Origin of the sequence: Embleya scabrispora, assembly GCF_002024165.1 — a bacterium.
GTDB classification, from domain to species: Bacteria; Actinomycetota; Actinomycetes; order Streptomycetales; family Streptomycetaceae; genus Embleya; species Embleya scabrispora_A.
The window spans coordinates 6,624,888-6,644,985 of record NZ_MWQN01000001.1 but is presented as its reverse complement, the minus strand read 5'-3'; the positions used below and the strand labels follow the sequence as shown (position 1 = coordinate 6,644,985).

The 20,098-nt window shown below is 72.3% G+C and carries 20 protein-coding genes and 1 pseudogene; 12 read left to right on the top strand and 9 right to left on the bottom strand.

Annotation, left to right across the window (positions count from 1 at the left end):
• Positions 1-185: 185 nt before the first annotated feature.
• Positions 186-1,706, top strand: a pseudogene (locus tag B4N89_RS51730) (histidine kinase); the annotation flags it as partial.
• A 706-nt stretch (positions 1,707-2,412) separates the two neighbouring features.
• Entirely contained in the window at positions 2,413-2,988 is a 576-nt protein-coding gene (locus B4N89_RS29180) for a TerD family protein (protein WP_020548622.1), read from the top strand.
• Positions 2,989-3,385: 397 nt separating this feature from the next.
• Here B4N89_RS29180 and B4N89_RS48025 read toward each other — a convergent pair whose 3' ends face one another.
• Positions 3,386-3,832: a TetR-like C-terminal domain-containing protein gene (locus tag B4N89_RS48025; protein ID WP_101897207.1), complete on the bottom strand. Its 447-nt coding sequence runs from the start codon at positions 3,830-3,832 to the stop codon at positions 3,386-3,388.
• Positions 3,766-4,116, bottom strand: coding sequence for a helix-turn-helix domain-containing protein (locus tag B4N89_RS48020; protein ID WP_161500852.1), 351 nt, complete (start codon positions 4,114-4,116; stop codon positions 3,766-3,768). Before B4N89_RS48020 ends, B4N89_RS48025 begins: the two co-directional genes overlap by 67 nt.
• A 69-nt stretch (positions 4,117-4,185) precedes the next feature.
• Between B4N89_RS48020 and B4N89_RS29170 the strand changes: the two genes are divergently transcribed.
• Entirely contained in the window at positions 4,186-4,635 is a 450-nt protein-coding gene (locus tag B4N89_RS29170; RefSeq protein WP_235618840.1) for a PaaI family thioesterase, read from the top strand.
• A gap of 18 nt (positions 4,636-4,653) precedes the next feature.
• Here the strand turns inward: B4N89_RS29170 and B4N89_RS29165 are convergent, their stop codons facing one another.
• Positions 4,654-5,580, bottom strand: a complete 927-nt coding sequence (locus B4N89_RS29165) for a LysR family transcriptional regulator (protein WP_078978747.1) — start codon at positions 5,578-5,580, stop codon at positions 4,654-4,656.
• An 88-nt stretch (positions 5,581-5,668) separates the two neighbouring features.
• On the opposite strand from B4N89_RS29165, the gene B4N89_RS29160 reads away from it, so the two are divergent.
• From B4N89_RS29160 to B4N89_RS29150, 3 genes are read left to right on the top strand one after another with little or no spacing between them, the layout of a single operon-like run.
• Complete coding sequence (locus B4N89_RS29160) at positions 5,669-6,382, top strand: succinate dehydrogenase cytochrome b subunit (RefSeq protein ID WP_201260930.1); 714 nt, start codon at positions 5,669-5,671, stop codon at positions 6,380-6,382.
• 5 nt (positions 6,383-6,387) lie between these two features.
• Positions 6,388-8,373, top strand: coding sequence for a fumarate reductase/succinate dehydrogenase flavoprotein subunit (locus B4N89_RS29155; RefSeq protein ID WP_201260929.1), 1,986 nt, complete (start codon positions 6,388-6,390; stop codon positions 8,371-8,373).
• A complete protein-coding gene (locus B4N89_RS29150) occupies positions 8,370-9,116 on the top strand; it encodes a succinate dehydrogenase/fumarate reductase iron-sulfur subunit (RefSeq protein ID WP_078978746.1) in 747 nt (248 codons plus the stop codon). The genes B4N89_RS29155 and B4N89_RS29150 overlap by 4 nt, the downstream gene beginning before the upstream one ends.
• A gap of 78 nt (positions 9,117-9,194) precedes the next feature.
• On the opposite strand, the gene B4N89_RS29145 is transcribed toward B4N89_RS29150, so the two are convergent.
• On the bottom strand, positions 9,195-9,971 hold the full coding sequence (locus B4N89_RS29145; RefSeq protein ID WP_078978745.1) for a FadR/GntR family transcriptional regulator: 777 nt from the start codon (positions 9,969-9,971) through the stop codon (positions 9,195-9,197).
• The gene (locus B4N89_RS29140; protein ID WP_235618839.1) at positions 9,968-10,903 is read right to left on the bottom strand and encodes an aldo/keto reductase; all 936 of its coding nucleotides are present in this window, start codon (positions 10,901-10,903) and stop codon (positions 9,968-9,970) included. The genes B4N89_RS29145 and B4N89_RS29140 overlap by 4 nt, the downstream gene beginning before the upstream one ends.
• Positions 10,904-11,021: 118 nt before the next feature.
• Here B4N89_RS29140 and B4N89_RS29135 point away from each other — a divergent pair, with 118 nt between their 5' ends.
• Positions 11,022-12,221, top strand: coding sequence for a DegT/DnrJ/EryC1/StrS family aminotransferase (locus tag B4N89_RS29135; protein WP_078978744.1), 1,200 nt, complete (start codon positions 11,022-11,024; stop codon positions 12,219-12,221).
• Between the two features lie 154 nt (positions 12,222-12,375).
• Positions 12,376-12,885, top strand: a complete 510-nt coding sequence (locus B4N89_RS29130) for a MarR family winged helix-turn-helix transcriptional regulator (protein ID WP_235618838.1) — start codon at positions 12,376-12,378, stop codon at positions 12,883-12,885.
• A gap of 193 nt (positions 12,886-13,078) precedes the next feature.
• On the opposite strand, the gene B4N89_RS29125 is transcribed toward B4N89_RS29130, so the two are convergent.
• Entirely contained in the window at positions 13,079-13,825 is a 747-nt protein-coding gene (locus tag B4N89_RS29125; protein ID WP_078978742.1) for a nucleotidyltransferase family protein, read from the bottom strand.
• Between the two features lie 138 nt (positions 13,826-13,963).
• Here B4N89_RS29125 and B4N89_RS29120 point away from each other — a divergent pair, with 138 nt between their 5' ends.
• From B4N89_RS29120 to B4N89_RS29110, 3 genes are all read left to right on the top strand, one after another.
• On the top strand, positions 13,964-14,686 hold the full coding sequence (locus B4N89_RS29120; RefSeq protein WP_161500851.1) for a DUF3558 family protein: 723 nt from the start codon (positions 13,964-13,966) through the stop codon (positions 14,684-14,686).
• Positions 14,683-15,273: a hypothetical protein gene (locus tag B4N89_RS29115; protein ID WP_078978740.1), complete on the top strand. Its 591-nt coding sequence runs from the start codon at positions 14,683-14,685 to the stop codon at positions 15,271-15,273. Before B4N89_RS29120 ends, B4N89_RS29115 begins: the two co-directional genes overlap by 4 nt.
• A gap of 111 nt (positions 15,274-15,384) precedes the next feature.
• Positions 15,385-15,849: a hypothetical protein gene (locus B4N89_RS29110; protein ID WP_078978739.1), complete on the top strand. Its 465-nt coding sequence runs from the start codon at positions 15,385-15,387 to the stop codon at positions 15,847-15,849.
• Between the two features lie 29 nt (positions 15,850-15,878).
• On the opposite strand, the gene B4N89_RS50045 is transcribed toward B4N89_RS29110, so the two are convergent.
• Together B4N89_RS50045 and B4N89_RS29100 are read right to left on the bottom strand one after the other, a co-directional pair.
• Complete coding sequence (locus tag B4N89_RS50045) at positions 15,879-18,158, bottom strand: hypothetical protein (protein ID WP_414646431.1); 2,280 nt, start codon at positions 18,156-18,158, stop codon at positions 15,879-15,881.
• A 76-nt stretch (positions 18,159-18,234) separates the two neighbouring features.
• Positions 18,235-18,699 (bottom strand): DUF4442 domain-containing protein, encoded by a 465-nt coding sequence (locus tag B4N89_RS29100; RefSeq protein ID WP_078978737.1) that lies wholly within the window; start codon positions 18,697-18,699, stop codon positions 18,235-18,237.
• Positions 18,700-18,798: 99 nt separating this feature from the next.
• On the opposite strand from B4N89_RS29100, the gene B4N89_RS29095 reads away from it, so the two are divergent.
• The gene (locus tag B4N89_RS29095) at positions 18,799-19,605 is read left to right on the top strand and encodes an enoyl-CoA hydratase/isomerase family protein (protein WP_078978736.1); all 807 of its coding nucleotides are present in this window, start codon (positions 18,799-18,801) and stop codon (positions 19,603-19,605) included.
• Between the two features lie 22 nt (positions 19,606-19,627).
• Here B4N89_RS29095 and B4N89_RS29090 read toward each other — a convergent pair whose 3' ends face one another.
• Positions 19,628-19,987, bottom strand: a complete 360-nt coding sequence (locus tag B4N89_RS29090) for a hypothetical protein (RefSeq protein WP_078978735.1) — start codon at positions 19,985-19,987, stop codon at positions 19,628-19,630.
• Between the last annotated feature and the right edge of the window lie 111 nt (positions 19,988-20,098).

Below are 20,098 nucleotides of genomic sequence, written 5' to 3'. Positions count from 1 at the left end.
GGTCGGCCCCGCCGGCGGGGTGATCCGTGCGGGTGACGCCGTGTGACCGGTGCGGTGACCGGGCCCCGGGGTGACGGTCGCATGTCCGGTCGGTACGGTTTGCCCTGCCGTTGCGGGAGCGGCCGGGTGTACGGGCGGCCCGACATCGCGTCCGTCGAGCGCACCGGTATCAGCACGGGAGAGTCATGGCGTCGAGGGGTCGCCGCAGCGTGCCGCGGATCGCCGCCGGTCCCCGGGACGACGCCGCGTGGGCGCCGCTGCTCGCACGCGTCGTGGTAGCGACCGTGACCTGCGGCTTCTTCTTCGGCGGCTTCGTCGGCCTGGTCCAGTCGCCCCGCTTGTCCACGACGGCCCAGGGCGTCGCGCTGGCCTTGCTGCTCGCCCTGGTCGCCCTGCACATGCGCAACTGCGTACGGCCGGCCGACGGCTCCCGGCCGCGCGGTTGGGTCTGGACGCTGGGCGCGCAGGCGGTGCTCACCTATCTGCCGATGTGGTGGTTCCACGACACCTGGTACGGCAATCCGGGCTTCCTGGCCGGCGCCGCGCTGCTGCTGCTGCGGCCCGCGTGGGCGGGCTGGGCCGGGTTCGCGGCGGTGGTGGCCGTACAGGTGCCGGTGGGTCTCGCGGTGCGGCCCACCGTGGTCGAGGCGCTGTATCTGGTCTTCGGCCAGGCCGCGCTGGTCGGGCTCGCGGTGTACGCGCTGGCCGGGCTCACCGATCTGGTGGCCGCGCTGGCCGCGACGCGTACCGCGCTCGCGGACGCCGAGGTGGCCCGCGAGCGGCTGCGCTTCACCCGGCACCTGACCGACGGGGTCGGGGCGAGTCTGACGCGCATCGTCGAGCGCGGTGAGGCGCTGGTCGCCGAGTTGCGCGAGTGTCCGCAGCGGGCCCGGGCGGCGCTGACCGAGGCGCTGGCCGAGGCCCGGGGCGCGATGACCGAGGTACGCGCCTACGCGCACGCGCACAAGAGCGTCGCGGGCACGCCGCCGCCGGCCATCGCGGTCGAGCCGACCCCGCGGGCGGTGTCGGTGCTGCGCGTGGTGATCCTGGTGCTGATCGTGGTGCCGCTGCCGGTGCGGGTGCTGGCGGCGAGCCACTACTCCCCCGCGCGGCAGGCGCTGTTCCTGGTGCTGCTCGCCGGCTTCGTCGCGCTGTACATCCGCAACTGCACGCCGGCCTCGACCGGTCGGCCCCGGGGATGGCGGTGGACGTTCGCGGCGCAGGTCGCGCTCGCGTACGTCCCGCTGGTGGTGTTCGACGCGAAGACGTGGTCGCTGGGGTTGTTCCTGGCCGGCGTCGCGCTGGTGCTGCTGCGCGGGCCGTGGCGGGTGCTCGCGGTGATCGGGTTCGCCTGCCACGACCTGTACTTCGGGACGTGGAGTCCGACCGCGCTCGACCACGTCTACCACGTGGTGTGGATCCTGGAGCGGGCCGCGCTGGTGTACGGGCTGGTGCGGATGGCGGACGTGGCGCGGGCGCTGAACGCGGCGCGCGCCGAGTTGGCGGCCGTGCGGGTGGCCCGGGAGCGGCTGCGGTTCGGGCACGATCTGCACGACCTGCTCGGATTCAGCCTGTCCGCGCTGGTGTTGGAGAGTCAGTTGGCGCTGCGGCTGGCCGATCGGGACCCGGAGGCGGCGGCGGAGCGGGTCGCCCAGGGGCTGACCATGGCCCGCCAGGCGCTGGCCGACGTGGGCACGGTCGCGGGCGGGTATCGCGGGATGTCGCTGGCCGTGGAGGCGCGCTCCGCCCGCGACGTGCTGGCGGCGGCCGGGATGGTGGTGGAGGTCTCGGTCGAGGTCGGCGCGCTGCCGGTCGGCGTGGACACCGCGCTGGCCACCGTGTTGCGCGAGGGCACCACCAACGTGCTGCGGCACAGCGACGCGAGGCGGTGTGCGATCACCGCGGCGGTGGACCCGTGCGGCGAGGTGGTGTTGGTGCTGACCAACGACGGGGTCCGCGCCCCGGTGGGTCCGGCGCCGACCGCGGCGGGCATGGGCCTGGGCTCGCTCGGACGCAGACTGGCGGCCGAGGGGGCACGTTGTCCGCCGGGGTGGTCGACGGGGGCTTTCGACTGGCCGCCCGAATACCGGGCCGGACCCCCGGGCGCGTACCCGGCGACGAGCCGACGGAGCCCGTGCTCGGGTGATCCGCGGGCGTCCCGAGCCCCCACGACGGCGGAGGATGTGGCGGAATCGACGAAACCGCGCCCACGGTTCGGCAGCCCGTTGTCGTCCACCCGTGGTGGGATGGGGTATCACTGCATGGGCGATCGCACGACGCGCGTCCCGCGCGTGTCACGGCGGCGCACATCGGACTTCTACATTCCTGTAGATTCACCCCGGTGGGCGGCCGTCGTGGTGATCACCCGATCCGCCCGTACCCCGAATATGCACGAGGGAAGGAAGCACTGCCATGGGAGTCAGTCTCGCCAAGGGCGGCAACGTATCCCTGTCCAAGGCCGCGCCCGGCCTCACCGCCGTCGCGGTGGGTCTCGGATGGGATGCGCGCAGCACGACCGGTGCGGACTTCGACCTCGACGCGAGCGCGCTGCTGCTCGGCAACGACGGTCGGGTGCTGTCCGATCTGCACTTCGTCTTCTACAACAACCTGACCAGCCCCGACGGCTCGGTCCAGCACACCGGTGACAACCTCACCGGTGAGGGCGAAGGCGACGACGAGACCGTCAACGTCGACCTGGCCTCGGTGCCGGCCGACGTGCAGCGGGTCGTCTTCCCGGTCTCCATCCACGACGCGGTGGCCCGGGACCAGTCGTTCGGCCAGGTCCGCAACGCGTACATCCGCGTGGTCAACCGCGCCGACAACAACGAACTGGCGCGCTACGACCTCACCGAGGACGCGTCCACCGAGACCGCGATGGTCTTCGGTGAGCTGTACCGCAACGGCAACGAGTGGAAGTTCCGCGCCGTCGGCCAGGGTTACGCCTCCGGCCTCGCGGGCATCGCGAAGGACTTCGGCGTCAACGTCTGAGCCGGCTCCCCGTCCGGGGATCCGCTCGGGCACGGCCCGCGGACACGCCGCGCGGCAGGGTCGCACCGTTTTCGGTGCGGCCCTGCCGCGGGCTCGGGGGACGAATCGGCTCCGGGGAACGATTCGCCCCGGTCCGCGGTTGATCCTGAACCAGAGCAACACCGAACCACGGCGGTGGCGACCCGATCGCCCCGCGGCAAACAAGGAGTGGGCGTCATGGCCGGTTTCGACAAACTGATCAAGAAGGCGACCGACTACGCCAAGCAGAACCCGGACAAGGTCAAGTCGATCGTCGACAAGGTGAAGAAGCAGGCGGACAAGCGCAAGGGTCGCTGACCCTCGACCGTCGCACGCGGGGCCGTCTCCCCTCCTGCCCCTCGGGAGCGGCCCGCCGCCCTCACCCTCGCGCGTCGGGCCCGGCGGCCGGATCCGGCCGCCGCAGCCGGTCGGCGAGCGCGTCGAACGCCGCCGTGAACGCGCCGGTGGTGGGCGCCGGACCGGGCCCGCGCAGCCGCCCGGCCAGCGCCGAGCCGAGCCCCGCCATCCGGGTCACCTCGTCGGCCATGGTCTCCACGTCGTCCGGCCACGGGTAGTCCGGCCGGGCCAGGTACAGCGCCACCAGGCCGTGCAGCGCGGCCAGCATCTGCAGCGCCAGCCGGGTCGGGTCGCCGACCAGGACGCCCGCCTCCAGGCACGGCCGGATCGCCTCGCCGACCCAGTCCAGGCACGCGTCGGCCGCGCTCCACTCGGCCTCCTCGCCCGAGCGCGGACGCATCATCAACAGGCGGTACTGCACCGGGTGTTCGAGCCCGAAGCGGACGAACGCGGCGCCGTGTCGACGCATCGCCTGATAGGGATCCTCCACCCCCGCCCCGCGTCGCGCATCCGCCGCCCCAGGTCCTCCCACACCGCCAGGCACACCGCGTCGACCAACTCCCGCTTGTTCGCGAAGTGCAGGTATACCGAGGGCGTGGTCACCCCCGCGCGGGCCGCCACCGCGCGCAGCGTCAGCGCGGACTCGTCGCCGGCCTCGTCGAGCAGGGCGGTGGCGGCGGCCAGGATCTCGCCGCGCAGCAGCGCCCCGTCGCCGGGTCGGGCGCGGGCGCGAGATCGACGGGTGTCGGGCACGTCCCCAGTTGACAGCCGGCGAGTTGACGTTGTCAACTTGACAACGTCAACTCAGATGAGGGGTTCGGGATGAGCACTATGTCGTCGACCACGGGACCGACCGGTCTGGAACAGCTGCTGGCCCTGCGGGACCACGGCATGCCCACGGGGATCGGCCCGTTCATCGGGATGGCGCCCGAGGAGGTCGAGGACGGCCGGGTCGTCTTCAGCGCGAACGCGCGACCCGAGTTCGCCAACCCCATCGGCACCATGCACGGCGGCATCGCCGCCACGCTGCTCGACTCGGCGATGGCCTGCGCGGTGCACACCACGCTGCCGCCCGCGACCGGCTACACCTCACTCGACATCTCCGTGCGCTACCTGCGCCCGGGTCCGCTGGACGGCAGCACGCTGCGCGCCGAGGGCCGGGTCGTACACCGGGGCCGCACCATCCGCACCGCCGAGGCCGAACTCACCGACGACCGGGGCCGGCTGCTCGCGACGGCGACCACGACGTGCCTGGTCATGGCGCTCGGCTGAGACCGCCCGCGGCGGGCGTCACCCGCCCGGGGTCGCCCGCCCGATCCGCTCGACGCCCGCCGGCAGTCGCTCGGGGGTCAGGAACGCCACCAGCTCCTCCCGGAACGCCCGCGCCGCGTGGGTGAGCGCGGCGTCGCTGCGGTGCGCGAGCGCGATGGTGCGGGACAGGCCCGGCGGCGCCAGCGGCGTCGCGGTCAGGCCGGGTCGCCCGGCCAGCACCATGCTCGGCACGATGGCCGGCCCCAACCCCACCTCGACGAACCGCAGGACCGCGTCCATCTCGCCGCCCTCGATCGCGAACTCCGGTTCGAACCCCGCCTCGTGACATGCCGTCAGGGTCGCCTCGCGCAGGTCGTAGCCGTCCCGGAACATCACCAGCCGCACCCCCCGCAGCGCCGCGATCGGCACGGCCGGGCCGGCCACCGGCGGGCGGCCCGCGAGCACCAGGTCCTCGCGCAGCAGCGGCTCGGTGGTCAGCGCCGCGCCGACCCCCTGCGGCGGCACCACGATCAGCGCCAGGTCCAGATCGCCGCGCAGCAGCGCGCGCACCAGATCGCGCGAGCCGTTCTCGTCGACCAGCAGCCGGATCCCGGCGTAGCGGTCCTGGAAACCGCGCAGCACCTCGGCCAGCAGACTCGCCGACAACGACGGTGTGGCTCCGATCCGGACCCGCCCCGAGCGCAGCCCGACCAGCTCGGCCACCTCCAGGTGGGCCACGTCCACGTCCGCCAGGATCCGCCGCGCGATCGGCAGCAGCCGCTCCCCCGCCGGGGTGAGCGCGATGTTGCCGCGCACCCGCGTGAACAGCTCGGCCCCCAACTCGTGCTCCAGGGCCCGGATCTGCTTGGACAACGACGGCTGCGCGACGTGCGTGCGCGCCGCCGCGCGGGTGAAGTGCCGGGTCTCGGCGACCGCGACGAAGTAGACGAGCTGCTGGAACTGCATGGATCAAGCCTTGCATAGCCTGTGGCTATCGAAACAAGGCATTTCCGATCTTGGACGGCATGACCTCGGTCGGCCTACCGTCGACGACATGGCGACCCTGACCCGCGCTCCCGGCTCCGCCGGACGGCGCAGGCAGGGAGCGTCGCACCGCTCCACCGTGATGATGAAGATCGCGATGGCGCTCAGCGGTGCCGTGCTCCTTGCCTACCTGACCGCCCACATGCTGGGCAATCTGAAGATCTTCTTCGGCGAGTCGAGCTTCGACCACTACGCGCACTGGCTGCGCACCATCGGCGAGCCGCTGGTGCCGCACGAGGGCACCCTGTGGATCATCCGTGTCGGGTTGACCGTGAGCGTGGTCGTGCACATGGCGATGGCGATCCTGCTCACCCGGCGGGCCAGGCGGGCCCGGCCGGTCAAGTACGTACACCGCCCGCCCGTGCAGGGCTCCTACGCGGCCCGCACGATGCGCTGGGGCGGGGTGATCATCGCCCTGTTCGTGGTCTACCACCTGCTCGACCTGACCGTCGGGGTGGCCAACCCGACCGGCGCCGCCGGCAAGCCGTACACCAACGTCACCGCCGACTTCGAGCACTGGTACATCACCGCGATCTACACGGTCGCCGTGGTGGCGGTCGGGTTCCACCTGCGCCACGGCGTGTGGAGCATGACCCGCACCCTGGGCCGGCAACGACCGGGCACCGAGCGGCTGATGGGTCGCGTCGCGACCGGCTACGCCGTGTTGATGACGGCCGGATTCCTGTCCGTGCCGTTCGCCGTGACCGTCGGAATCGTGGGGTGAACGAGATGACCGAGCACACCGAAGGCAGCGAGCACACCGAGCACACCGGACACGGCGAGTACGCGCGGTACACCGTCGGCGCCGAGATCGCCGACCACGCCGCACCCGAGGGCCCGTTGGCCGAGCGCTGGGAGCGGCGCCGACTGGGCGCGCGGCTGATCAACCCGGCCAACCGGCGCCGACTGCCGGTGATCGTGGTCGGCACCGGCCTGGCCGGCGCCTCCGCCGCCGCGACGCTGGCCGAACTCGGCCACCCGGTCGTCTCGTTCTGCTACCAGGACTCGCCGCGCCGGGCGCACAGCATCGCCGCGCAGGGCGGGATCAACGCCGCGAAGAATTACCGGGGCGACGGGGACAGCGTGGCCCGGCTGTTCAAGGACACGATCAAGGGCGGCGACTTCCGCGCCCGCGAGTCCAACGTGCACCGGCTGGCCGAGTTGAGCACGCAGATCATCGACCAGTGCGTGGCCCAGGGTGTGCCGTTCGCGCGCGACTACGGCGGCCTGCTCGACACCCGCTCGTTCGGCGGGGCCCAGGTCTCCCGGACGTTCTACGCGCGTGGGCAGACCGGTCAGCAGTTGTTGCTCGGCGCGTACCAGGCGATGTCGCGCCAGGTCGCGGCCGGCAACGTCACCGTGCATGCGCGCACCGAGATGCTGGACCTGGTGGTGGTGGACGGGCGGGCACGCGGCGTGGTGGTGCGCGACCTGGTCACCGGGGAGGTGTCCACCCACCTGGCCGAGGCCGTGGTGCTGGCCACCGGCGGCTACGGCAACGCGTACTTCCTGTCCACGAACGCGATGGGGTGCAACGCGAGCGCGATCTGGCGGGCGCATCGGCGCGGCGCGCTGTTCGCCAACCCGTGCTTCACCCAGATCCACCCGACCTGCATCCCGGTCTCGGGCGCGCACCAGTCCAAGCTCACCCTGATGAGCGAGTCGCTGCGCAACGACGGCCGGGTGTGGGTGCCGGTGGCCGGCGGCGACACCCGCGCGCCGGGCGCGATCCCGGCGGCGGAGCGGGACTACTTCCTGGAGCGCATGTATCCGGCGTTCGGCAACCTCGTCCCACGCGACATCGCCTCGCGCGCGGCCAAGCGGGTCTGCGACGAGGGGCGCGGCGTGGGTCCGGGCGGACTCGGCGTCTACCTCGACTTCGCCGACGCCATCGAGCGCTTGGGCGCGGCGACGGTCGAGGAGAAGTACGGCAACCTCTTCGCGATGTACGAGCGGATCACCGGCGAGGACCCGTACACCGTGCCGATGCGGATCTTCCCGGCCGTGCACTACACGATGGGCGGCCTGTGGGTCGACTACGACCTCCAGTCCACGATCCCGGGGCTGTTCGTGGTCGGCGAGGCCAACTTCTCCGACCACGGCGCGAACCGGCTGGGCGCCTCGGCGCTGATGCAGGGGCTGGCCGACGGCTACTTCGTGTTGCCGACCACGCTCACCCACTACCTGGCGGCGGGGCCGTTCGGGGCGGTGGACGCGGACGATCCGGAGGTGGTGGCGACCGAACAGGGCGTCCAGGACCGGGTCAAGCGGCTGCTCGCGGTCGACGGCGACCTGTCCGCCGACCACTTCCACCGCGAGTTGGGCCTGCTGATGTGGGAGAAGTGCGGGATGGAGCGCGACGCGGCCGGGCTGCGCGAGGCGCTGGCGCGGATCCCCGAGTTGCGGGCCGAGTTCTGGGCCCGGTTGCGGGTGCCGGGCAGCGGGGCGGGGCTGAACCAGTCGCTGGAGAAGGCCGGCCGGGTGGCCGACTTCCTGGAGTTGGCCGAACTGATGTGCCTGGACGCGCTGCACCGCGAGGAGTCCTGCGGCGGCCACTTCCGCGCCGAGCACCAGAGCCCGGGCGGGGAGGCGGCCCGGGACGACGACTCCTTCGCCTACGTCGCCGCCTGGGAGTACACGGACGGCCCGCCGGTCCTGCACCGCGAACCACTCGCCTTCGACAACGTCACCCTGGCCACGAGGAACTACGCATGAAGCTCACCCTGCGCATCTGGCGCCAGAAGGGTCCCGAGGACCGGGGCGGCATGGTCGCCTACGACGTGCCCGACGCGTCCGCCGACATGTCGTTCCTGGAACTGCTCGACGTGCTCAACGAACGGCTCACCGCGTCGGGCGAGGAGCCGGTGGCGTTCGACCACGACTGCCGCGAGGGCATCTGCGGGGCGTGCAGCCTGGTCATCGACGGGGTGCCGCACGGGCCGCAGAAGGCCACCACGACCTGCCAGTTGCACCTGCGCCACTTCCGCGACGGACAGAGCATCGACGTCGAACCGTGGCGCGCCGCGGCCTTCCCGGTGGTCAAGGACCTGGTGGTGGATCGCTCCGGCCTGGACCGGATCATCGAGGCGGGCGGCTACGTCACCGCGCCCACCGGCGCGGCGCCCGAGGCGCACGCCACGCCGATCCCCAAGGCCGACGCGGACGCCGCGTTCGAGGCCGCGACCTGCATCGGCTGCGGGGCGTGCGTGGCGGCGTGCCCGAACGGCTCGGCGATGTTGTTCACCGCCGCCAAGGCCACCCACCTGGGCCTGCTCCCCCAGGGCAAGGTGGAACAGGACACCCGGGTCGACGCGATGATCCACGCCCACGACGAGGCGGACTTCGGCGGCTGCACGAACACGGGCGAATGCACGGCGGTCTGCCCGAAGGGCATCCCCCTGGGCGTCATCGGCCGCTTCAACGCCGACGTACTCGGCGCCGCGTGGCGCGGCCGGTGACCAACCTCACCGGCGGGCCGCGCCACGGGGCCTCGCGCGTCGGCCCGGCCGGGTGACCTCACCTGTCGGCCGGGCCGGTCACGGGGACGTGATCGGGGTCGCGGAGTGGGACTTGAGGGGGTAGTCCTGGGCGGCTTCCAGGTGGCGGACGGATTCGCGGTAGACCTCGGTTTCGTCGCCGGCCTCGATCAGCGCGATCAGGTGCTCGTGTTCGCGAAGTCCCGCGCGGCGCACCCGCTCACCCGTGTCGGCCAACGCGTCCCGCGCCCACTCCTGCTCCTGCTGCGCCCACAACACCTCGACCGCGCCCAGCAGGATCTTCATCGTCTCGTTCCCGCACAGCAGGACCAGCGCCTCGTGGAAGTCGCGCGCCGCCCGAATGAACGCCGGCCCGTCCGCCAGCGCCCGCTCCATCCGCGTGTGCACCTCGCGCAGCCACGGCACCACCTCGGTGGCCCGATCCGGCCGCGCCGCGCACAATGCCGCGCACACCGGTTCCAGCCGCCGAAGCGCCTGTGCCAGGTCGTCCAGCCGGACCTGGCGCGCGTGCATGACCATGCCGAACATGTGCGCCGCGTCGGCCGGTTGCGGGACGTGCACCACCGCGCCGCCGGTGTTGCCGCGCTTGACGGTGATCAGGCCCTCGGTCTCCAGGATCCGGAACGCCTGACGCAGCGTGGTGCGCCCGACGCCGAACTCGGCGATCAGGTCGTCCTGTTTGGGCAGCATGTCGCCGTCCCGGAGCGGGCCGTCCAGGATCCGGCGGCGCAGCCGGCGGGCCAGTTCGTCCGCGATGCCGGCGTTGTGCAGGGACCGCTCGGTGCCGGCGCGGACCGGCTGCGCCGCGGGGTTCACGCCGGTACCGCCGCGGCCAGTGCGGCCGCCTCCGCGACCTGGGTCGGGGTCAGCTCGCGGATCGCCGCCGTGTTGGCCGCGATCTGTTCGGGGCGGGTCGCGCCGACCAGGACCGAGGCCACCTCGGGCTGCGCGGCGAGCCAGGACAGGGCGAGTTCGAGCAGGGTCAGCCCCTGCCCCTCGGCGTAGTCGGTGAGCCGTTCCACGATGGCGAAGTTCTCGTCCGTGGCCACCGCCTGCGCGAAGCGCGGGATGGCGCCGAGCCGGGTGTCCGCGGCAAACGCCTCGCCGCGCCGGTACTTGCCGGTCAGCAGACCGGAGGCGAGCGGGAAGTAGGGGATGATCCCGACGCCGAAGTGCCGGGCGGCGGGCACCAGTTCGCGCTCGATGGTGCGGTCGAGCAGGCTCCATTGCAACTGCGCGGCGACGAACCGGGTACCGCCGGCCAGGTGCGCCGCGTCGGCGAGTTGCCACGCGGCCAGGTTGGACGTGGCCGCGTAGCGCACCTTGCCCGCCCGGACCAGGTCGTCGAGCGCGCCCAGCGTCTCCTCGATCGGGGTGTCGGGGTCGGCGTAGTGCTGGTAGTACAGGTCGATGTGGTCGGTGCCCAGGCGCCGCAGGCTCGCCTCGCAACTGCGCACCACGTGCCGGCGCGAGGAGCCGCGGCCGTACGGCCCCTCGGCCACCTTGGCGCCGAACTTGGTGGCCACCACCACGTCCTCGCGACGGCTGCCCAGCGCCTTGCCGAGCAGCACCTCCGACTGCCCTCCGCCGTAGCTGTCGGCAGTGTCGAACAGGGTCACGCCCGCCTCGATCGCGGCGCCCACCACCTTGTCGGCGTCGTCCTGATCGATGCGCATACCGAAGTTGTTGCAGCCCAGGCCGATCGCGGAGACCTTCAGGCCCGACCTGCCCACCGTGGCGTATCGCACGCTCTGCTCCCGTCGTCTTGTTCGCCCATCATAGCCATGATAGCTATGACACATCGTCAACTGACGCCCCGTCAGCCACACCCGCGATCGCGGCACCACCACGAGGGTAGGCACACCCATGCGCAAGATCCCGTACGCCGGCAGCGTGCACGACCAGGCCGAGATCGACGCCATGCTGGCGGTCCTGAACGGACCTCCCTCGGCGATGGGCATCGGAGCCAACGTCGCGGCCATGGAGTCGCGCGTCGCGGAGTTGTTCGGCAAACACAACGGCCTGATGTGCAACTCGGGTTCCTCCGCGCTGTATCTGGCGATCGAACTGCTGCGCCTGTCGCCCGGCGACGAGATCATCACCTCCACGCTGACCTTCTCCACGGACATCGCGCCGATGGTCAAGGCGGGCCTGGTACCCGTGCTCGTCGACGTCGAGCCGGACACCTACCAGATCGACCCGGCCCGGATCGAGGCGCTGATCGGCCCGCGCACCCGGGCCATCCTGACCCCCAACCTCGCGGGCAACGCCCCCGACTGGGACACGATCCGGGCGATCGCCGACCGGCACGGCCTGAAGGTGGTCGAGGACTCCTGCGACGCACTCGGCGCCACCCTGCGCGGCACGCCCACCGGCACCCGCTCGGACATCTCGGTGACCAGTTTCGCGATGTCGCACATCATCACCTGCGCCGGCAACGGCGGCATGGTGCTCACCGACGACGAGGAGCTGCGCGACCGCGGCCTGCTGCTGCGTCGCTGGGGTCGGCGCAGCGAGGTGCAGCTGTTCGGCTCCAAGCGCGGCAACCGCGACTTCTTCGAGGAGATCGACGGCGTCCTGTACGACAACCTGTTCATCTTCGACGAGATCGGCTGGAACTTCGAGCCGTCCGAGCTCGGCGCCGCGTTCGGTCTGGCCCAACTCGCCAAGCTGCCCCGCTTCCTGGCCGGCCGCCGGGAGCATTTCGCGGCCCATCACGCCTACTTCGACGCGCGGCCGGAGTTCACCGCGCCGAGGCAGACCGAGGGCCTGGAGACGGGCTGGCTCAACTTCCCGATCCTGCTGAACGACGATGTCCCGTTCAGCCGGGGCGAGATGCAGTCCTGGCTGGAGCGGCGCGGGGTGTCCACGCGCACCGTGTGGTCGGGCAACATCCTGCGCCAGCCCGGCTTCAAGGACATCGTGCACCGCGCCGACCCGGCCGGCTACCCCCACGCGGACCGGGTGATGGAGCGCGCGCTGATCGTGCCGATGAACCACCGGATGGACGCCGGCGACGTGGCCTACATCCACGAACAGGTCGACGCGTTCCTGGCGAGCCGCTGACACGGCACCGCGGGCAGCGCGGGGCGGCACCGGTGGCCGTGTGCCCGCCGTCGCGGCGCCGCCGCGACAGCAATTAGTTGCTCAGTGGATATCTGACTTGACAACATATCGAGATGACATATTCCACTTCTCAACTACTTGCTATGATGGAGGGATGCACACTCCCCCGAGAGCCGCATCCCCCACCCCTACGACGACCACGCCCTTCGACGACCCTCGCATCACCGCGATGGGCCTGCTCGTGGAGGTCTACACCGGCCTGATGGATCGGCTCAGCCCGCAGCTGGGCGAGCACGGTCTGTCCACGGTGGACTTCAACGTGCTGGTCCGCCTGGCCCGCTCCTCGGAGCAGCGCCTGCGGATGAGCGATCTCGCCGCACAGACGTCGCTGTCCACCTCGGGGGTGACCCGAGTGGTGGACCGCCTGGAAAAGGAAGGACTGGTCGCCCGCGAAAACTGTCCCACCGACCGCCGGGCCCTGTTCGCGGTGCTCACCCGCGACGGCGCGGACCGCATCGGCGGTGTCCTGCCCGGCCACGTCGAACTGATCCAGACCTGGCTGCTGGATCCGCTGGCCGACGGTCAGCTCGACGGCCTGCTCGACGGCCTCCGGGTGGTGCGCGACACCGCCAACCCGGGTGCGCGAGCGGGCATCACGTCCTGATTCCGCGGCCTTGAAGCGGTAACTCGAAACCGCCCAGACCCGTGGCCGCGGGGGTCACGGGAAGCGCGACGAGATCCCGAACCACACACGCACCACCGGAGGAAACCGCCGATATTTCCGGGGAGAAGAGCCCGGCCCCGGTCGCGACCGCGACCGGGGCCGGGGCCGTTCCGACGCGGTACTCCGAGCCGGCTCAGCCCTCGGCGCGCAACTCCCGGGCCGCCTCGGACAGATCCTTGGCGGTGTCGATCGCCCGCCAGTACGCACCCTGCGGAATCGGGAACCCGGCCAGCTTCTGCGCCCGCGCCAGGCCCGGGAACGTGGTGCGCTCGTGGTCGCCCACGTCGGGCAGCAGCGCGGTGAACTCGGGCGCGAACACGTACACGCCGGCGTTGATCAGGTAGGGCGAGGGCGGCGCCTCGATGAAGTCCAGGACGTGCCCGTACTTGTCCGTCTCCACCACCCCCCACGGGATCCTGGGCCGGGCCAGCGCGAGCGTGGCCAGCGCGGTGCGCTCGTGGTGGAAGGCGGCCATCTCGGTGAGCGAGAACCTGGTCCAGATGTCGCCGTTGGTGGCGTACCACGGCTCGTCCGGACGCGGCAGCGCGGCGGCGGCGAACTTCAACCCGCCGCCCCGGCCCAGCGGTTCGGTCTCCACCACGGTCTCCACGCGCACCGGCAGCTCGGCGCTTTTCAGCCAGTCCTGCAGCACTTCGGCGAGGTGTCCGCAGGAGACCACCACGTCGGTCACGCCCTCGGCGGCCAGCCAGCGCAGCTGGTGCCCGATGATCGGGGTGCCGGTGCCCGGGATCTCCACCATCGGCTTGGGCCGATCGTCGGTGTAGGGGCGCAACCGTGAACCCTGCCCGCCGGCGAGGATCACGGCCTGCGTCACCGCGCGGGCCCCCGGATGGGTGGTCGAGTGTGGAGCGGAAGTCATGGGCGCATTATCCCGTGCGGGAGTCGCCTCGGGGTCCCCGGGCACGGGCAAGGGAGGTACCGCTCGTTCGGGGAACCTTCGGGGGCCTAGGTTCATCTCATGGACGACTGCACTTCGAACATCGGGGGGAACACCAAAGTGCGCATCAGGACCGTCCGCGCCGGCGTCGCGGTATTCCTCGCCCTGGCCACGGCCGGCACGGTGGCCGGCTGTGGGGGCAACGGCCGATCCCCACTGGACACCGTGCGCGCGCTGGAGAGCCCGCCCGCGTCGAGCCCTCGGACGAGCGACCGGCCCACGGATCGCCCCAGCGAGAGCGCCACCCGCCCGCCGCGCCGCACCACCGCGCCGCCCACCGGCGGCACGTCGTCCTCGCCGAGCGCCTCCGCGAGTTCGTCGTCGAGCGGCACCGCCGCTCCCGCGACCGGGCCCGCGGCGCCCTATCTGAACGACCCGTGCAAGCTGCTCACCGTCGCCGAGGTGGCCTCGTTCATCGGGCTTCCGGTGGTCAAGGCCGAAGTGGACGAGAAACTCCACTCTTCGAGCAGTTCGTTCTGCGACTACCGCGATTCGCGCGGGTTGTCCATGATGACGGTGATGATGTCGACCAGCGATCCCCGGTACAGCACCGCCGAGCAGGCCGCGAAGGGCACGATCGGCGCGAGCGACAGCCCCGTGGCGCTCGCCGGCGTGGGCGACGCGGCCTTCACCTACCGCGACTCCACCGCCAACGGCGTGGTATGGGCCAAGCGCGTGGGCGACATCTACCTGGACGCCGACGTCTACGTCACCCGCAGCGACAAGGACGTCCCGCCCGATGTGCTGGCCACGATCGCCCGGACGATGATCGGCCGGGTGTGACCGGGCGCGTCGGGTCCACCGCCGGCCTGGTGGCCGTGGTGGGCCTGGCGTGCCTGCTCGGCGGTTGCGACGGCGACGACCCGGCGTCGCGGCACACGGCCTCGGCCACCTCCACTCCAGGCGATCCCGCGGGCGCCCCGCCCCGGCCCACCCGCGCGGCGCCGGCCGCCAACGCGCCGCCGGGCAGCGGCTGCGACCTGCTCTCGCTCACCCGGGTCGAGGAGGTGCTCGCGATCGGCCCCGTGCACACCCGCCCCGCGGAGGCGGGCCGCACCTGCGACTATCTGGACGGGCGCGAGCGGCGGGTACTGACCGTCACCGTCGGGCAGTTGCCCCAGGCGATGGTCGGCGGGCCGGCCGACGCCGCGCGCTCGTCGGCCACCGGCAGCGGCCCGCGCGAGACGCTGCCGGGGATCGCCGAGGCCGCGGTGCTGTACCAGGACCCCGTCCGCGGCCTGGGCCTGGCCTTCGCCCGGGCCCGGGGCGACCTGGTCGTCGCGGTCGACATCACCGTCCCCGACGCCGACCGCGAGCGCCTGGTCGCACTGGCCCGGACCGCCGCGGCGGCGCTGGAGACGACCGGCTGAGCGGGCCGATTCGGGGTAGGCGCCGGCAACCTGGTGCCCGAGACGTCGTCCCCGGCGCGTAGGGTCCGGGGTCAGGGCGGCGCGTGCCGCGGCCAGGAGGAGGGCTCACCCATGCCGGATCGGGACCCGCACGCCGTCGTGCTGCTCACGAACCGCACCAGCTCACGGATCAGCACCAGCGGCGGCCCGGCCCTGCCGCTGCGCGACGCGCTGCGCGTGTACACCGAGCACCTGGACATCGGCGTCGCGGCCCGCTACGCGACCGTGGTGAGCGATCTCGCCGACGCCGACGTGGCCCTGCTGCGGCTGCCCGAGGAGCACGCCGACGCCGAACTCGACCGGATCGTGGACATCGCCGCGTCGGTGCCCACCGTGGCCGTGATCGACCTGTACCGCCCCGCCGCGGTGGCCGATCTGGTCGGCTACTGCGCGGCGTTGCTGGGTACCAGGGGCGCCGACGACGAGGGCGTGCTCGACGTGGTGTTCGGCCGCTACGCGCCGGCCGGCCGGCTGGTCGACGCGCTGCCGGCGGACGCGGAACCGCTCTTCGAAACCGGGCACGGCCTGTCCTATTGACCGTCGATTGTCGATAAATTGACGGACCATCAGTGTGATTTCCGGGTGATGTTCAACACGTCCACCGCGCCCTTCGCGTCGCCGATGCCGGCGAAGTCGACCGCGACGAAGTTCACCGGCGCGCCGCGCTCGCGCTCGCACCGCCGGGCCCGATCCAGCAGGAACGGGCGCGCGTTGACCTGTGCGGCGTCGGTGCGACTGCCGCCGGTGGCGGTGACGAAGTTGTTCAGCAGGAACAGCCGCTTGTCGGTACCGCCGCGGTTGGGCAGGCAGTTCATCTCGGCCGGGTTCGCGTACTCGTAGGGCGTCTCCATGCCGTAGCGGTAGAAGTTGCGGTACCACGGGGCGGGGCCGTCGGCGCGCTCGGCGAAGACCACCAGGCGTCGGCCGCGCTCGATCATCGTGCCGAGAGTGGGCCACGGTTCGCTCGGATCCGCGGCCGGGGTGAACAGCAGTCGGTCCAACCCGGCCTCGCGGAAGGCCCATTCGGTGGCCTGTGCGCTGATCGCGTCCTGCACGATCAGGGTGACCACCTCCTGCGGGTTGCGATCCATCCACTGCCCCACCGCGCGCAGCGTCTCCACCATCGGCAGCGCGCCGCCGCGGCACACCGAGTGGCAGAACCACAACCCGGGCCGGGCCGGGGCGACGTCGTTGACCACCCCGGCGATGATCCGGCGCGAGTCGGGGTCCAGGTCCGACTCGGCGAGCCGGCCCGCCACCTCCTCGGGTGCCTCCCAGGTGTAGGAGTCCACCAGCAGGCCCCGCACGCCCGCGTCGAGTTGGGTGACGATGTCCGCGTCCTGGAGCGGGCTGAGGAAGCGCGCCGCGGTCGAGGACATCGAGTTGTGCGTGGCCAGGTAGGCGACCTGGTCGTAGCGCCGATTGCACAGCTCGGTCATCCCGTTGCAGCGTTTGGCCTGCGACTTCGAGCCGGAGGTGGGTACCGGGACGAAGACGGTCAGCGCGAGCGCCCCGGCCGCGGCCACCGCCGCACCGGTGGTGAGCACACGGCGGGTGGTGTGGCGCACCGGTGCGGCCCGCCGGTGGCGGTGTCGCTCCCACAGCGCGACCGCGCCGAAGGTGACGCCGCCGAACACCAGCGGCACCGCGGCGGCGGCCAGCCACACCCCGACCACGTCCCGTGCCGCCGCCTCCTGGAGGTCGCCGGTGAGCCGGGTCACCGAGGGCGCCCACCCGTCACGGTGCTCCGGTACCACGTGCGGCAGCAGGCCCCAGCCGATCAGGCAGCCCACCCCCGCGAGCAGCCCGCCGCCCGCCAGCGCCAGGGCCGGCAGCCGCAATCGGGCCGCGCCGCGCGTGGGGGCGGTCCACCACAGCAGCACCAGCCCGAGCAGCGCGGTGACACCGGCCGCGATCAGCAGCCTGCCCAGCCCGAACACGGTCATCGCGCGCAGTTGTTCGAGCTGGCCCAGGCGCATCTCGGTCTGCTTGGCCCGGTCCGCCCGCAGGTCCAGGGTCAGGTCCCAACTGCCGCCGTGCGACAGGCCGGTCAGGCCCAGTTGGGCCTGGCGCACCTTCTCGCCGAAGATCACCGGGACGACGGCGACCAGCACCCCGCCGAGGTCGTCGGCGCGCAGCGAGGCCACCACCTGCCCGCGGATCGCCTCGCGCGCCTCGACCGGCAGCCGGGCCAGGATCAGGTCGGCCACCTCGGGGGCCGCCGCGGGGTCCAGGTTCAGCGCGGGCAGCGCCTCGGGCGGTCGGCCCTGGGCCAGCGCGTCCAAAGCCTTGGAGACGTTGTCCACGAGCGCGGGCGCGTTGTCCTGGGTCACCCGGGGCACGTCGCCGGTGAGGTCGCCGACGTAGACGTCGGCGGCCTTGCCGAGGTTGTTGATCACCGGTTTGAGGTCGACGCTCAGCCGCAACTCGCGCTCGTCGCCGCGCAGATAGCCGACGATGTGGCCGACCTGCACCCGGACCATGCCGCGCAGCGTGGACGGCGGCAGCACCAGGCGCAGGTTGGCGGTGACCTGGTTGGGCGGTATCGGCAGCCGGCCGAGCAGGTCGTTGCGCACGCCGGCCAACCGGGGGTCGACCAGGACCTCGTCGTAGAGCCGGTCGTAGGCGTGTTCGCGTTCGAACACGCCGTCGTACCAGTCCGCGGACAGCACGGTGGTCCGGGCGACCCCGAGCCCGGTGATCACCGTGACGGACAGCACCACCAGCGCGGTCAGCAGGGCCCGCCACACCCGGCGCCACCGCAGCCAGGCGTCGCGGATCCGGACTCGGCGGGACACCTTGCCCACCACGATCGGACCGGTCGTCTCAGTACGATAGGAAATCATCACCAACCCGAAGCAAGCACGTGATCGGGATCTTCCCGACCGGGTACGGGGCCTTGCCTGCCCGAGTGTGCGGGACTTACGCGCGATGGGGACGCAGCGTCCAGGTGACGGTCATCTCCGCGGTGGTCACGCCCGCCTCGTCCCGAATGGTGATCGCCACCACGAACTCGGGCCGGGTGCCCGCGTCCAGTTCGGCGATCACCTCGGCGGCGGGCCGGCCCAGCCGGGCCTCGGCCAGCACCGGGCCGCGCGCGACCTTGAGGTAGCGGATGGTGGAGTCCACCGCGAGCGGGGTGGCCCGGGCCAATTGGTCGCCGAACGCGGCGATCACGATGGCGCCGGAGGCGGACTCGGCGAGGGTGAACATCGCGCCCGCGTGCGGGCCGCCGATGTGGTTGTGGTGCGCGGGCTCGTCCGGCAGGCGCAGCACCGCCCGGTCGGCGGCGAGTTCCACGAACTCCAGGCCGAGGGTGCGTACGAAGGGCACCGAGGCGCGCAGGCCCTCGGCGACGGCATCGAAGTCGATCGTCGATTCGCTCATGGGCGCGATGCTACCCGCAGGTAACTTCACCCGGGACGGCGCCTCGCGCCCGAGGTGCGGGCATTTCCTTCACCGGGTCAATCTGTTTGACTGAGTCACATGAAATACGTGCGCGTCGAATACCCCGAACCCCGCCTCGCCGTGGTCCGCCTGAATCGCCCGGACCGCCTCAACGCCCTGTCCGCGACCATGGTCGCGGACCTGAAGACGGCGTTCGGCACGCTGCACCGCGAGCGCGGGATCCGCGCGATCGTGCTGACCGGCGAGGGGCGCGGCTTCTGCTCGGGCGCCGACCTGTCGGGCGACCCCGACCACGCGCCCGACGCCGAGGACCGCGGCCCGGTCGGACACGTCTACCGCTCGCAGGAACACCTGTCCGAGCTGATCCTGGCCGTCCACGAGTGCGAGAAGCCGGTGATCGCGGCCGTGCACGGCGCGGCGGTGGGCGGCGGACTGGCCCTGGCACTGGCCTGCGACCTGCGCGTGGCGGACGCGAGCGCCCGCTTCGGCTCGGTGTTCATCAAGGTCGGCCTGTCCTCCGCCGACGTCGGCACCAGCTACCTGCTCCCGCGCCTGGTCGGCCCCACCCGGGCCGCCGAACTGATGCTCACCGGACGCCACTTCGACGCCGCCGAGGCGGACCGGTACGGCCTGCTCAACGCCCGCACCGAGGCGGGCGCACACGTGTCCGCCGCCCTCGACCTGGCCCGCGCGATCGCGACCAACAGCGAATACGGCGTCTGGATGACCAAGAAGGGCCTGTGGTCCGGAATCGGCGCCGCCTCGCTGCGCCAACAGATCGAACTGGAGAACCGCACCCAGGTCCTGGGCACCTTCACCGGCAACATGACCGAGGCCGCCGTCGCCTTCCGCGAACGCCGCGCGCCCGTATGGCGGGACATGTGAGCCGCAAACGACGACCCGCGCCTCACCCGGCCCCGGCCGGGCCCGGCACCGGCCACCGGAACACCCGGCCGGCCGCCGCCGCGTGCTCGCCCGGATTCGCCGCGAGCCGCACCTGCTCCAGCAGCCCCCCGTGCGCGTCGCGCCCCGCGGCGGACCGGGTCAGATAGCCCGCCTCGGCCAACTCGTCCAGACAGCCCGCGATCGACGCCACGCTCTGTCCCGGCCGCGAACCCAGCACCCGGGGATCGGGCCGGGCCCCGTCGGGCAACAGCAACAGATACACGGCCAGACCGCGGGCCGACACACTCAACCGGGCGTCCTTGAGCAGGGCGTCGTGGGACCCGAGCCCCGAATCGCCGTCCCCACCCCAGATCCGCCTCATGCTTCGAGTCTCGAATACGGTCCACCCCCAGGGGGCAAACCGCACAACCCCTACACAAACGAGTGACCAAAGGTTTGCTCGGCCGCCCACAGTGCGGACGCGGCCACGCTC